Raw genomic sequence first — 14,055 nt, 5'->3', positions numbered from 1 at the left:
ATCACGGGCGGCGACCGCCGCCCAGGTGGCCCATGAAGGTGCGGGCGACGATGTCATCCAGATCCACGACGGTGGTGGCACCGGCGCCCAGCAACATGCGGCGGCGCAGGTCACTGTCGCTGAAGACGACGATTTCGAGCGCCGGGTTGACGGTGCGCGCCATCAGGGTGATGGCGAGGTTGTGCGTGGCGTCGGTGCCGGTAAGCAGGAGCGAGCGGGCCATGTCGAGCTGCGCCCGGCCGATGACCTTGTCGAAGGATCCCGGATCACCGCAGATGGCCAGATAACCATCCTCGGTCGCTTCGGTAGCGCGCTTTTCATCGATGTCGATGATCAGCACTGTTTCACCGAGTTGGCGCACATGGCCTGCCACCAGGCGTCCCACGGGGCCGAACGTCGCGATGACGACGTGGCTGCTCAGTTGGTCGAGCTTGCGCGACATGGCGCGGTTCTCCCGAAAGGCCGTCACCGCGTCGCTGGAAAGCACGCCCGACAGCGTGGTGATGGCGTAACCGACGAAAATCATGGCGACGACCGCGCCCAAGGATAGGAAAAGCTTCTGCGGTACGTTGAGGTCGGCGAACGAACCCAGCGTGGCGATCAGGTTGACCGCGTTCCACACCGCGTTCTGCAGTTTCCCCATGGGCGGTGCGGTGGTGCTGTCCAGGAACCACACGCCCAGCGTGAGGATCGCGATCGCACCCAGCAGCAGGCCCACCAGGCGCTTGCCTCGACGCCGCCATTCCGTCAGCCGCCGTCCGCCCAGGCGTGGCTCGTCGATGCGGTACATGCCCGTCGTCAGCCCGGACTAGAAGCGGTACTTCAGCAGGACCTGGCCGCCACTAAAGCGGAACGTCGCGTTGCCGCGGAAGCGATCCTTGTTCACGTCCGCGTCGATCTTGTTGTACGAGTACTGGGTGATGACGGCCCAGTTTTCGAACGGATAGAACTCCACGCCCACGCGTGCGTTATAGAGCGTGGCATCGATGTCGGCGATGTTCGCCTTGAACGCGCCAAGGTCGGCCGTCAGTCGGGCCCATGAGGCCATCTGGTAGCGGAATGCCACGCCGATGGACGGATCGGGCAGGTCGGTATTGGCCTTGGCTTTGGCCTGGCGTGTAGCCGTCCCTCCGCCGCCGGGACCATTGGCGCTCACGGTGCCGTCGAGCTTGAGGTCGAAGCTGTAGGCCTGCAGGCCGCCGGTCAGTGCAAAGGCCGCTTCGTCACCGATCCAGGCCCAGTAGCGATAGGTAAAGCCGAACGTATCGAGCGTGAACTTCGAGCGCAGCGTCGAGCCGACCACCAGTTCCTGGTTGTTGAACTGCAGGTTACGCGTGAGCGTGCGGTTGCCGTCGGTGGAGTCGTGGTAGTAGCTGAACTCGAACTCATGGCGATCCCAGGGTCGCCACGACACGGCAAAGTAAGGCAGGTAGCGCGAGTCGTCCTGGCCCAGGTCGCGTGAGAAGTTCAGCGTGGTACCGGAATTCTTGACCTGGCCATCGGCGCGAAGTCCGCCGTCGAAATTGTTGGCGAAGAAGCCCGCGCTCACCGAAAAGGTGTCCAGCATCGGGTGGTCATCGGCATGCACGACGGGAACGGCAAACGACAGGCTCAGTGCAAGTGTTGCGACGATCAGACGAGGAGAGCGCATAAGACCTCCGATGGCTAATGATCATCCCGAACGTGCGTGTGGGGCGCGATCATTCTCCGCCGAGTCTTGCGAGGAAACCATAGCGCGGAGTGTCTATGCGGGATATTTTTCGACGCTTTCTTGCGGGCGTTTTTCAACTCCAGTGTTCTTACTTAAGAGGACACAAGTAGTCCCACGGTAGTGCCCTGCGGTTTGTACTTAGGCCGACGGCGAAGGCAAAAAAAACCGGGGCGACGGACCGGCCGTCGCCCCGGTGGGATGGGTGAAATTACTTCGCCGTGAGTGTCAGGTGTGCGTTGATCTTCACGTCGGCACCGATCACGGAGGTGTCGGCGTAGTCGCCCGTGCCGACGCCGAAATCCAGGCGCTTCACGCTGCCACTGACGTCGAGCGTTGCGCCACTGCCAGCCGGCTTGAACGTCACGTTGAGACTGACCGGCTTGGTCACGCCGCGCAGCGTGAGATGGCCGTCGGCGATGACCTGGCTGCCGCTCTGGCGAAATGCCGTGGTGACGAAGTGCGCCTGGGGGAACTTGGCGACGTTGAAGAAGTCCGCGCCGGGAAGTGCTCCGTCGCGATCGCTGTCGCCCGTCTTCACGCTGGCCAGATCCACCGTGACGTCGAACCTGGACGCGGCCACGTTGGCGGCGTCATAGGTGATGGCCGCATTCCATTTGTTGAAGCTGCCATCGAACGTGGCGCCCTGAAAGGTGCCGGTGAAGCCGAGCTTGCTGCTGGACGGCTGCACGGTGTACTCGGCGGCCTGGGCGGCGAAGGGCAGGGCCAGCGCCAGGACAAGTGGCGCGAGCAGGCGTGCGTAGGACTTCATGAGCGGTCTCCTTGGGTGGGGGCATCGTCGCGCACGCGGCGGAAGGGGAGCATGCGGCGGAGGGTGTTATCGCGTTCGAACAGGTGATGCTTCAGGGCGCCACCGACGTGGGCGACCAACAGGAGCACAAGCAGCCAAAACAGGTATTCGTGCACCGAATGGGCCTGGTCCTTGAGCTCCGGGTTGGCGGCAGCGATGGCCGGCAGGTTGAACTGCTTGAAGAACTGAAGCGGCTTGCCGGCGACCGAATTGAGCCACCAGCCGCTGAGCGGAATCAGTGCAATCAGCACATACAGGCCCAGATGCACCGCGTGCGCGGCCCATTGTTGCCAGCGCGGGGCCGGGTCTTCGGCCGGTCGCTTGTCGAACGCCCGCCAGATGACGCGCAGCAGGAAGAGTGCGAGCACGGTCAGGCCAAACGACTTGTGCAGTGCAAGCCAGGTGATCTTCTGCATCGGATTGGCGGCCAGGTCCATGCACAGGCCAAAGATGCCATTGCCCAGGATGATCAGCGCGGTGATCCAGTGGAAGAATTTCGCCACCGATCCCCACTGCTGACGGGTGCTCAACAAACTCATGGTGTTTCCTTTTCCTTGCCTGCGTTGTCGTCCTGGATGGCTTCCAGCTCCAGCCAGATGCTGACGCTGCTGCCGATGGCGTTCGGGTTGGATGTCATGCCGAATTCGTTGCGGTCCAGGGTGGCGATGCCCGAAAAGCCGGCCACCTTGTGCATGCCATAGACCGTCGTGCCAATGCGATTGACCGTAAAGGAGATCTCGATGTTCCGCGTCACGCCCTTGAGCGTGAGTTGGCCGTGCAGGATGCCGTGGCTGTCGTCCTTGCGTTCGACCGACGTACTGACGAAGTGGGCGTAGCGCTGGCCGGCGCCATCGAGGAAGCCGGGCTTGAGGACGGCCTGGTTCCAGGCGGCATCGCCCATGTCCAGCGAGCCCAGATCGATATCGAGCTCGGTCGCGGCCCGGTCCCACGCCTTCGGATCGAAGCGCAGCCAGCCTTTGGCGATATGCAGCCGCCCGAACGGCCGTGAGTAGCCATTGTGCGAAATGCTGAAGAGGATCTGGCTGTGCACCGTGTCGTAGCGATAGGTGTCATCGGCGGCCATCGCGGCCAGCGGCAGCGCGGCGAGAACGATGCAGGCGAGCCATCGGCGAAGGCGGGTGAAGGCAGTCATGGCGAAAGTCTGGATGAATGTCGGTGAACGTACCAGCGGCAACGACGGGAACGGATTGTTTCTTCTGTGTGCCTGATCAAGGGCGGCAAGGATGTAAGCCGTCATTCGGTGATGGCGCTGATTCGGACCGGGCCGCCCAGGTCGCGCCGACGTCGAAAGTCGGCGCGCTCGTTCGTCGCGTTGGAGTGGACCCGCTTGCCGGCGGGTCGTGATGGCCGGCAGCCGACGTCGCTGGACAGGGGTGGCATATAGGTCGAAAGACACCTGCCCATGGCACACCCTGCGGCGTTATGTTGACGAATCTGACGAATGGGTACAATAATGAGAATGAACGTTCATTCTCTACTTCCCACGGTCGCCCCCACCCCAGGGACGAGGTCTTTCATGTCTTTCACATGCCCCTACATGCGCCCGCTCAAGGCGGGTGCGCTGGTTTTCGCTTTGGTTGCCCTCACCGCCTGCGGCAGCCATGCCGCTGCCCCCCAGGCGGGGCCTGCCGAGGTCACCGTGGTCACGCTCAAGCCGCAGCCGGTCACGGTGTCGCGTGAGTTGCCCGGGCGCACTCAGGCTTTCCTGATTGCCGAGGTCCGGCCGCAGGTCAATGGCGTGATCAAGCAGCGCCTGTTCGTCGAAGGCGCGCTGGTGAAGGCCGGCCAGCCGCTCTACCAGCTGGAAGATGCGCAGTACCGCGCCGATCACAACAGCGCCAAGGCAGCGCTCGCCAAGGCGAAAGCCGCGCTGTATTCGGCCGAGCTCAATGCGAAACGCTCCAGTGAGCTGGCGCGCATCGATGCGGTGAGCAAGCAGGACGACGAGACGGCAACCGCGGCGTGGCGCCAGGCGGAGGCCGACGTGGCCGCCGCGCAGGCCTCCGTGGAGAGCACGAAGGTGACGCTCGACTTTGCGCACATCGTGTCGCCCATCACCGGGCGCATTGGCAAGTCCAATGTCACGCAAGGTGCGCTGGTGACCGCGAACCAGGCCGACCCCATGGCGCGCGTGCAGCAGATCGATCCGGTGTACGTGGACGTCACCCAGTCCAGCGGCGAACTGCTGGCGTTGCGCAAGCAGATCGCTTCAGGCGCCCTGAAGCAGGCCGACGGCACGCCGGTGAAGATCCTTCTCGAAGATGGCAGCCGCTATGCGCATGACGGCAAGCTGCAGTTCTCGGATGTCAGCGTGGATCCGACGACGGGCAGCTTCGCGCTGCGTGTGATCGTGCCGAACCCGGAGCACATCCTGATGCCGGGCATGTACGTTCGCGCCGTGGTCGACAAGGGCACCAGTCCGCAGGCGCTGCTGGTGCCGCAGGCCGGCATCACGCGTGACGCCAAGGGCGGCGCCACCGCCATGGTGGTCGACCATGACGGCAAGGCCGCGCTGCGCGACGTGCAGGTGAGCCGCACCATGGGCGACAAGTGGCTGGTCGACGGAGGGCTCGCCGCCGGTGACAAGGTCATCGTCGAGGGCTTGCAGATGATCCAGCCGGGCATGCCGGTGCACGCCACCGAGGCGGGCGTCGCGGCCGCGCCGGCAAGGACGGCCGCGGCGGCATCCAACGCTGCGGCGGCTCACTGAGGGATCCGACCCATGGCCCGATTCTTCATCGATCGACCCATCTTCGCGTGGGTCATCGCGATCATCATCATGCTGGCCGGTGCGCTGTCACTGGTACGCCTACCCATCTCCCAGTACCCCCTGATCGCACCGCCGCAGGTGGTCATCAACGCGAACTACCCCGGTGCGTCCGCGCAGGCCGCGGAAGACTCGGTGACGCAGATCATTGAGCAGAACATGAAGGGCCTCGATGGCCTGCTGTACATGTCGGCAACCAGTGACTCCGACGGTTCGGTGCAGATCACGCTGACCTTCCAGAACGGCACCAATCCCGACATCGCCCAGGTGCAGGTGCAGAACAAGTTGCAGCTGGCGACGCCGTTGTTGCCGCAGATCGTGCAGCAGCAGGGCATCAACGTGGTGAAGTCCAATTCGGGCTTCCTGATGGTAGTGGGCTTCGTATCCGAAGACGGTCGCCTTGACGGTGATGACATCGCGGACTTCGTCACGGCCAATCTCGTCGATCCGCTCAGCCGCCTCGAAGGCGTCGGCAGCATCGAAGTGTTCGGCTCCAAGTACGCAATGCGCATCTGGCTGGATCCGAACAAGCTCGACACCTACAAGCTCACGCCCACCGAGGTGGTGACGGCGCTGCGCGCGCAGAACCAGCAGGTGGCAGTGGGGCAGATCGGCGGCAATCCGGCGGTGAAGGGCCAGCAGCTCAACGCCACGGTGATTGCGCAGCAGCGCCTGCAGTCGCCCGAGCAGTTCCGGCAGATCGTCGTGCGCAGCAATACCGATGGCTCGGTGCTGCACCTGGGCGACGTGGCGCGCGTGGAGCTTGGCCTGCAGGACTATGGCTTCACCAGCAAGTACAACGGCAAGCCGGCCACCGGCATCGCCGTGTCGCTGACGTCCGGCGCCAACGCGCTGGCGACGGCGGGGCGCGTGACGTCGGCGCTCAAACAGATGGAGCCTTCGTTTCCGCGCGGCGTGAAGTCGGTGGTTGCTTTCGACACCACGCCGTTCGTGAAAGTCTCCATCGAGGGCGTGATCAAGACGCTGCTGGAAGCCATTGTGCTGGTCTTCCTGGTGATGTATCTGTTCCTGCAAAACTTCCGTGCCACGCTCATTCCCACTATCGCTGTACCGGTGGTGTTGCTCGGTACGTTTGCCGTGCTCGCGGCGCTGGGCTATTCGATCAACATGCTCACCATGTTCGCCATGGTGCTGGCCATCGGCTTGCTGGTGGATGATGCGATCGTGGTGGTGGAAAACGTCGAACGCGTGATGAGCGAGGAAGGGCTGTCGCCACTCGAAGCCACGCGCAAGTCCATGACGCAGATCACCGGCGCGTTGATCGGCATCGCCATGGTGCTTTCGGCGGTGTTCGTGCCGATGGCGTTCCTCAGCGGTTCAACGGGCGTGATCTACCGGCAGTTCTCGGTGACCATCGTGTCTTCGATGGCTTTGTCCGTGCTTGTCGCCATCGTGCTGACGCCAGCGCTCTGCGCGACGTTGCTTAAGCCCATCGCCAAGGGACACCACGCGTCGGAGCGTGGCTTCTTTGGCTGGTTCAACCGACGCTTCGACCAGGGCACGAAGAAGTACCAGGGTGCGGTCAGCGGCATCGTCGGGCGCGGGCGTCGCTTCCTGTTTGCGTTCGTGGTGATGAGTGCCGTCATGGTGGTGGTGTTCCTGCGCCTGCCGACCTCGTTCCTTCCGATGGAAGACCAGGGCTTCGCTTTCACCATGATCCAGACGCCTGTGGGTGCAACCACTGAGCGCACAAGTCATGTCGTTGAGACCGTCGAGAAGCACTTCATGGAAGATCCGGCGGTTGACTCGGTGTTCTCCGTGCAGGGCTTCAGCTTTGCCGGTGGCGGGCAGAACGCCGCTATGGCCTTCGTGCAGTTGAAGGACTGGAGCAAGCGAAAAGCAGCTGACCTGAGCCTGGATTCGGTGATCGGTCGCGCGATGGGTGCCTTCAGCCAGATCAAGTCGGCGCTGGTGTTTGCGTTCGCGCCGCCGGCCGTGCCCGAGCTCGGCAATTCGGCTGGCTTCGATTTCTATCTGAAAGACAACGCGGGCCTTGGCCACACAAAACTCGTGGCTGCGCGCGATGCGTTCCTGCAGGCGGCAGGTCAAAGCAAGGTGCTGGCGAATGTCCGCGCCAATGGGCAGGACGACACGCCGCAGTTCCGCATCGATGTCGACTACAGCAAGGCCGCGGCGCAAGGGCTTTCCATTGGTGAAGTCAACGACACCTTGTCGATGGCCTGGGGCGGGCAGTACGTCGATGACTTCATGGATCGCGGGCGCGTGAAGCGCGTTTTCGTCCAGGCCGATGCACCCTTCCGCATGGCGCCGGAAGACTTCGAGAAATGGTCGGTGCGCAATGCCGCTGGTGCGATGGTGCCGTTCCGGGCCTTCGCCAGCTCGCGCTGGGATTTCGGTTCGCCGCGCCTTGAGCGTTACAACGGCGTGTCCGCCATGCAGATCAACGGCGAAGCGGCACCGGGCGTGAGTTCGGGCGTCGCCATGGCCGAGGTGGAGAAGCTCGTGTCGCAGCTGCCGGCCGGCATCGGCATGGAATGGACCGGCCAGTCGTACCAGGAGCGCGAGGCAGGATCGCAGGCGCCGCTGCTTTACACGTTGTCGGTGCTGGTGGTGTTCCTCTGCCTTGCGGCGCTTTACGAGAGCTGGTCGGTGCCGACGGCCGTGTTGCTGGTCGCGCCCCTGGGCATTCTCGGCACGGTGACGGCGGCGACGCTGTTCGGGCTGGATCGCGATGTGTACTTCCAGGTGGCGATGCTCACGACGGTTGGCCTGTCGAGCAAGAATGCGATCCTGATCGTTGAGTTCGCCAAGGAGAACATCGAAAAGGGCATGGACCTGGTGGCTGCCACGTTGCTGGCGGTACGCACGCGCCTGCGCCCCATCCTGATGACGTCGCTGGCCTTCGGCCTGGGCGTGTTGCCGCTGGCGCTGGCCAGTGGTGCCGGCTCGGGCGCGCAGCGTGCGATCGGTACGGGCGTGCTCGGCGGCATGATCGCTGGCACCTCGTTCGGCCTCTTCTTTGTGCCGCTTTTCTTCGTGACCGTGCAGCGTGTGTTCGGCAAGACCAAGGCCGTGGCTGGCGACATGCCAGCGGCGGGAGAACTGAATCATGAGTAAGCCCATCTTCGCCGCATGCGGCATGGCCATCGCCCTGGCCCTCGGTGGCTGCGTCAGCATGGCGCCCAGGGTCCCCGCGCCGCAGGCGGACATTCCCGCTTCGTGGCCCCTGGCAGAGACAACGCCCGTGGGGCCGGGCAGTGCGACAGACATCGGCTGGCGCCAGTTCTTCGCCGATCCGAAGCTCGTGCGCCTGATCGAACGGTCGCTCGATAACAATCGCGACCTGCGCGTGGCCGTGCTCAATGTCGAGAAGGCCCGCGCGCAGTACCGCATCCAGCGCGCCGATCGCGTGCCGTCGGTCAATGTGGTTGGGCAATCGACGCGCACGGGTGTCAGCGGCTTGCCCGTGTCCGAAGTGGATCGTGTCGACCTGGGCACGACGGCCTTTGAACTGGATCTGTTCGGTCGCGTGCACTCGCTGAGCACGGCGGCACTCGAACGCTACCTGGCTGAAGACGCTGCCCAACGCAGTACGCAACTGAGCCTGATTGCCGAAGTCGCCAATGCCTATCTGACGCTTGCGGCCGATCAGGAGTTGCTCAAGGTGGCGCAGGCGACGCGCGACAACCAGGAATCGGCATTCAAGCTGACCCAGCAACGCCATGCGCTGGGCGGTGCGTCGAGCCTAGACGTGAGCCAGGCGCAGACGACGGTGGAGAACGCGCGTGCGGACGTCGCGCGTTACAACGGCCAGGTAGCGCAGGACATCAATGCGCTGCGACTCCTCGTCGGCGCGCAGCTGGACGACGACCTGTTGCCGGATGGCCTGAATGGCGACGTCACGATGCTTGGTGCCTTGCCGGCCGGGCTGCCTTCCGATGTCCTGCTTCGCCGTCCGGACATCGTGCAAACCGAGCATCTGCTGCGTGCGGCCAACGCGGATATCGGCGCCGCACGCGCGGCGTTCTTCCCGTCGATCCAGCTCACCGGGAGCGTCGGCACGGTCAGTAACGAGTTGTCGGGTCTGTTCAAGAGCGGCAGCGGCACCTGGACCTTCCTGCCGCAGATCACCGTGCCCATTTTCCAGGGCGGTCGCCTGACGGCGCAGCTGGCGGGTGCCAAGGCGGACCAGCAGATTGCGCTGGCCCAGTACGAGAAAGCGATCCAGTCCGGTTTTCGCGAGGTATCCGATGCACTGGCGCTGACGCGTACGCTGGCTGACCAGCGAGTCGCCCAGGAGGCCCTGGTGTCCGCCGCGGCGCGGGCGGATGAGCTGTCGCGCGCGCGCTACAAGGCCGGCCGCGACAGCTACCTCGTGTCGCTGATCTCGCAGCGCGAGCTGTACACGGCGCAGCAGCAACTTATTGCGGTGCGCCTGGCGGAGCAGAACAATCGCGTCACTTTGTATAAAGTGCTCGGAGGCGGCTGGAATCCACGCGCACCATGAATGACGAGACATCCGACGACAAGCCACTGAGCGGCCGGGCGAAGGCCCAGCGCGAGCGCATCCTCGCGGCCGCGCAGCATTGCTTCGTCAAGTTCGGATTCCATGCGGCAAGCATGTCCAACATCGCGGACGAGGCCGGCATGAGTGCGGGCCTCATCTATCGCTACTTTCCGAACAAAAGCGCGATCGTGCTCGCCATCATCGAGCGCCAGACGGACATCGAGCTGGAGGACATGCGCGAGTTCAGCGCTGCGACCGACCCGGTCGAGGCCATCGTCGAGTGCTTCGCCACCTGGAGCCGTCCCACGCCGGACATGCGCATGATGAATGCTGCGCTGTTCCTGGAGACCTGCGCGGAAAGCACGCGCGATGACGCGGTAGCACAGGCGACGCGGACGGCGGACCGCATTGGCATGGACGCTTTCCAGGAGCTTCTGACCAAGCCGGCGTCGGAAGGTGGCTTTGGGATGTCGCCTGAACTGGCACAGCGCCGGGCGCTGGCCTTCCTCTGCCTGATTGAAGGCCTGGCGGTACGAGCGGCGCGCGACCCGGACCTGGACCTCGGCCAGTTGCGCGATGCTCTCCGGGACGTCGTCCCCCGGCTATTCCAGCCGTAGGCCTGCGGCCCGGCCCAGGCCTTCACATCGGCCCCTCTCGGCAGCCTGCTCCAGATTTGGCATGATCACCGGCTACTGGGGGAGATCATGCTGTCGTCATTGCTGCTCGGCATCGCGCTTCTTGCATCCCCGGCGACCGCGCAGTCCAGCCAGGGCAGTGCGCCCGTCGCCAGCGACGGCATGCTCGCCACTCCCCAGTTTCGCAGCTACGGCACGGCCAACGGGCTGCCCAGCAGCAGCGTCTACACCGTGGCGCAGGGGCCGGACGGCGCCATGTGGTTCGGCACCAAGGGTGGCATTGCCCGGTATGACGGCGTCGGATTCCGGGTGTTCCGCCATCTGGCGGACGATCCCAACTCGCTGCACGACAACGGCATTTCCACCCTCATGGTGGACAAGTCGGGCCATCTGTGGGCGGGTGGCCTTGAAGCCGGCCTCAACCGGTATGACCCCATCACCGAACGCTTCCAGCACTGGGGACACGACCCGTCGAACCCGGACAGTCTGAGCAGCGACAAGGTCTGGGTGATCAAACAGACCTATGACGGCTCGATCTGGGTTGGCACGGCCCATGGCCTGGATCGCATGCGCCTGGACGGGCACAGCTTTGATCACATCGCCGCGCCGGGGCCGGATAACGATGCAGCGGGGTTCGGTGCCGTCGCCGCGCTCTTCATGGATGCCCGCAAACGCCTGTGGATCGGCAGCGCGAAGGGCGTGTTCATGCGTGACGAGCAAGGCAACATCCGGCCGATTCCGCAGGAGCACAGCAGCGAACCGATCGACGCCTGGCGCATCGAAGGCGATGGCGATGAAATTCGCATCGCATCGGCGCGCGGTCTGCTCACGGTAGGCGCCGATGGCATCGCGCGCATGTTTTGCGACGACATTGCCCAGATCAATGTGCTGAGCAGCGCCCGCGATACCGAAGGTCGCCTTTGGATCGGCACGCAGCGAGGCCTGTATCTGCAGGAGGCGCCGGGGCAGGCAGTGAAGCCCGTCGCCAATCAGCCGCTGCTGGCAGGCAACCTCCCTGGCACCTGGGTGTGGAAGGTGCAGCCTGATCGCGAAGGTGGGTTGTGGATAGCGTTGTTCGATGGTGGCGTTGCGTATCTCGCGCCGGGTTGGAACAACGTCAGCCGTTTCACGCACGTGCCTGACGAGCCGACCAGCCTGCGTGACTCCGTCGCCACCGCGTTGGCGCGCGGGCGCGATGGGCGCGTCTGGGTGGGCGCCCGCAGCGGTCGCGTGGACAAGCTCGATCCGCACACGGGCGCCGTGGAACATGTGTTGTCGGACATGCGCGGCGATGTCGTGGGCATGACCGAAGATGCGCAGCGGCGCTTGTGGATCGCCGTGCAGGGCGGCTTGTATCGTTATGCGGACGGCAAGCTCGATCGCGTGTCTTCGGCCGACAGTGGCATGGCCCATCCGCTCGAAGTGGAGCTGGGTCCCGACGGCAAGTTGTATGCGCGCACTTTCAGCGAGGGCCTGTTCCGCGTCGATCAGGAGACGCTGGCAGTGACGCCGGTGGCGATCAAGCCAGCCGATGAAAAGGCGCGCTGGGGCAGCCAGCTGACACTCAAACGCGGCGTGTTCTGGTACGCGAGCGATGGTGGCCTGCGCCGGCTCGATGCCGGCAACGATCACTTTGAACCGGTGCCCGGCATCAGCAACGAACGCGCCGTGGATGCCTTTGACTTCGACAAGGACGGCATCTGGCTGGCGCGTCCCGATGGTCTGGAGCATTACCATCACCAGGGCGATGCGATGGTGCTCGATCGAAAGGTCGATGCGCACCATGGCTGGCCGTCGATCAACGTGGTCGATCTTGCGGTCGATGACGAGGGCCGGGTGTGGATGCTCGGTCGTGATGGCATGTGGCGCTTCGATACCGAAACCGGACAGTTCCGATCGTTCGGCTTGCAGGATGGCCTGACCAACGGCGAGTTCTTCCGCGGCTTCGCGCGCATGCCGGATGGCAATATCTATGCGCCGACCATGGGTGGCGTCGTCGGCTTCAATCCGAACCAGGTGGACGCCGAAGTGCATGCGCCGCAGCTGGCGCTGACGGGACTGGGTCTGCGCAGGCAAGGCGTGTTGCATGCGCAACCGGTCAGCCATGGCGTCCTGGAGCTGGGATGGCGCGACCGTAACCTCAATGTCGAGGCGCGCGTCTTTTCGTACGTCAACATCAATGCCAATCGCTACCGATTCCGCCTTGGTGGCCTCGATGCCGATTGGGTCGACACGGGCAACCGCGGCGAGCGCGAATTCGCCAACCTGGAAGCCGGCGATTATTTGCTCGATGTGATGGCGGCCGGTGCCGATGGCGAGTGGGGCAAGCTCAGCACGCCGCTGCGCATTCACGTGGAGGCTGCACCATGGGTGCGTTGGTGGGCATGGTGTATCTACGTTGCCCTCGTGGCGATGCTGGCGTGGGTTGCGTTGTTGATCTGGCGCCGTCGCCTCGCGCAGCGCCATCAGATCCAGCTGGCCGAACAGCGCAGTCGACTCGCCGAGCAGGCGAGCGCGGCGAAGACGCAGTTCCTCGCGACGTTGAGCCATGAAATCCGCACGCCGATGACAGGCGTGATGGGCATGGCCGAATTGCTGCTCAGCACGGACCTGGACAAGCAGCAGCTCGAATACGCCGAAGCGATTCGTCGTTCGGGCAGCATGTTGCTCAAGCTTTTGAACGATGCGCTGGATCTGGCGCGGATCGAGGCGGGGAAGCTGTCGCTCGACGTCGCGCCGTTCGATCCGCGTGCCCTGGTCGAGGAAGTCGCCTTGCTCGAACGTGGGCAGGCCTTGTCCAAGGGGCTGCAGTTCAACGTCGACATGGCCGACAGCCTGCCGCCGCGGGTGTTGGGAGATGCACTGCGCATCAAACAGATACTGCTGAATCTCGCGAACAATGCATTGAAGTTCACCGAGCATGGCAGCGTCACGCTGCGTGCGACGTTCGACGAACGAGGCTTGCATCTGAGCGTCATCGACACGGGCCCCGGCATTCCCGAGGCCAGCCAGGCGCGCCTGTTCCAGCGTTTCGAGCAGGCGACGGGGCCACAGCGTCGCGTCGGTAGTGGCCTGGGTCTGGCGATCTGTCGCGAGCTGGTGGCGCTGATGGGTGGGCATATCGAACTGGAGTCGCGCGTGGCGCACGGCTCGAGCTTCCATGTGCGGCTGCCCCTGGATGCGCTGCACGCGCCGGAGCCGGTGCACGCGCCAGCGGCAGCGCGTGCTCCTGCCAGCGGAGGCCTGGATATCCTGCTGGTCGAGGACGATGTGATCGTCGCCGCGGTGGTTCGCGGCATGCTCGAAAAGCAAGGGCATCACGTCATCTTCGTCGGCAACGGGCTGGCGGCCATGACCGAGCTGACGCAGAAGCGCTTCGATGTCGCTCTGCTTGATCTCGACCTTCCGGGCGTCGACGGCTTCCAGATCGCCCGACTGATTCGCCAGCGCGAAACCGGTGTCGAACGCATGCCCATCGTGGCGATTACGGCTCGCTCCGGTGGCGACGAGGAAGTCCATGCGCGCAATGCCGGCATGGACGCGTTCCTGCGCAAGCCGCTCACGGGTGAGCAGCTGGCGGATGTGCTGGCGGAAATGACGGGCGAGCGGGCGTAAGCGCCCGCC

The 14,055-nt window shown here is 64.4% G+C and carries 10 protein-coding genes; 5 read left to right on the top strand and 5 right to left on the bottom strand.

Annotated elements, in window-relative coordinates; translation table 11 throughout:
- Position 1: 1 nt before the first annotated feature.
- From EYV96_RS09105 to EYV96_RS09085, 5 genes are all read right to left on the bottom strand, one after another.
- Positions 2 to 790 carry a potassium channel family protein gene (locus tag EYV96_RS09105; protein ID WP_131151102.1) on the bottom strand — a complete coding sequence of 263 codons (789 nt, stop codon included), beginning with the start codon at positions 788 to 790 and terminating at the stop codon, positions 2 to 4.
- Positions 791 to 808: 18 nt separating this feature from the next.
- Positions 809 to 1,651, bottom strand: coding sequence for a hypothetical protein (locus EYV96_RS09100; RefSeq protein ID WP_131151101.1), 843 nt, complete (start codon positions 1,649 to 1,651; stop codon positions 809 to 811).
- 268 nt (positions 1,652 to 1,919) lie between these two features.
- The gene (locus EYV96_RS09095) at positions 1,920 to 2,480 is read right to left on the bottom strand and encodes a YceI family protein (protein ID WP_131151100.1); all 561 of its coding nucleotides are present in this window, start codon (positions 2,478 to 2,480) and stop codon (positions 1,920 to 1,922) included.
- Positions 2,477 to 3,058: a cytochrome b gene (locus EYV96_RS09090; protein ID WP_131151099.1), complete on the bottom strand. Its 582-nt coding sequence runs from the start codon at positions 3,056 to 3,058 to the stop codon at positions 2,477 to 2,479. The genes EYV96_RS09095 and EYV96_RS09090 overlap by 4 nt, the downstream gene beginning before the upstream one ends.
- Entirely contained in the window at positions 3,055 to 3,672 is a 618-nt protein-coding gene (locus tag EYV96_RS09085) for a YceI family protein (RefSeq protein WP_131151098.1), read from the bottom strand. The genes EYV96_RS09090 and EYV96_RS09085 overlap by 4 nt, the downstream gene beginning before the upstream one ends.
- Positions 3,673 to 4,056: 384 nt before the next feature.
- On the opposite strand from EYV96_RS09085, the gene EYV96_RS09080 reads away from it, so the two are divergent.
- The 5 genes from EYV96_RS09080 (at position 4,057) to EYV96_RS09060 (ending at position 14,046) form a co-directional block, all read left to right on the top strand.
- A complete protein-coding gene (locus tag EYV96_RS09080; RefSeq protein WP_276320309.1) occupies positions 4,057 to 5,250 on the top strand; it encodes an efflux RND transporter periplasmic adaptor subunit in 1,194 nt (397 codons plus the stop codon).
- A gap of 12 nt (positions 5,251 to 5,262) precedes the next feature.
- On the top strand, positions 5,263 to 8,406 hold the full coding sequence (locus EYV96_RS09075) for an efflux RND transporter permease subunit (protein ID WP_131151097.1): 3,144 nt from the start codon (positions 5,263 to 5,265) through the stop codon (positions 8,404 to 8,406).
- Positions 8,399 to 9,796: an efflux transporter outer membrane subunit gene (locus EYV96_RS09070; RefSeq protein WP_131151096.1), complete on the top strand. Its 1,398-nt coding sequence runs from the start codon at positions 8,399 to 8,401 to the stop codon at positions 9,794 to 9,796. Before EYV96_RS09075 ends, EYV96_RS09070 begins: the two co-directional genes overlap by 8 nt.
- A complete protein-coding gene (locus EYV96_RS09065) occupies positions 9,793 to 10,413 on the top strand; it encodes a TetR/AcrR family transcriptional regulator (protein WP_131151095.1) in 621 nt (206 codons plus the stop codon). The genes EYV96_RS09070 and EYV96_RS09065 overlap by 4 nt, the downstream gene beginning before the upstream one ends.
- Before the next feature lie 87 nt (positions 10,414 to 10,500).
- Positions 10,501 to 14,046: a hybrid sensor histidine kinase/response regulator gene (locus EYV96_RS09060; RefSeq protein WP_131151094.1), complete on the top strand. Its 3,546-nt coding sequence runs from the start codon at positions 10,501 to 10,503 to the stop codon at positions 14,044 to 14,046.
- Positions 14,047 to 14,055: the final 9 nt, after the last annotated feature.

The sequence above is a fragment of the Dyella terrae genome (assembly GCF_004322705.1).
In the GTDB taxonomy this organism is placed as follows: Bacteria; Pseudomonadota; Gammaproteobacteria; order Xanthomonadales; family Rhodanobacteraceae; genus Dyella_D; species Dyella_D terrae.
This window is presented reverse-complemented; position numbering and strand designations above follow the sequence as displayed.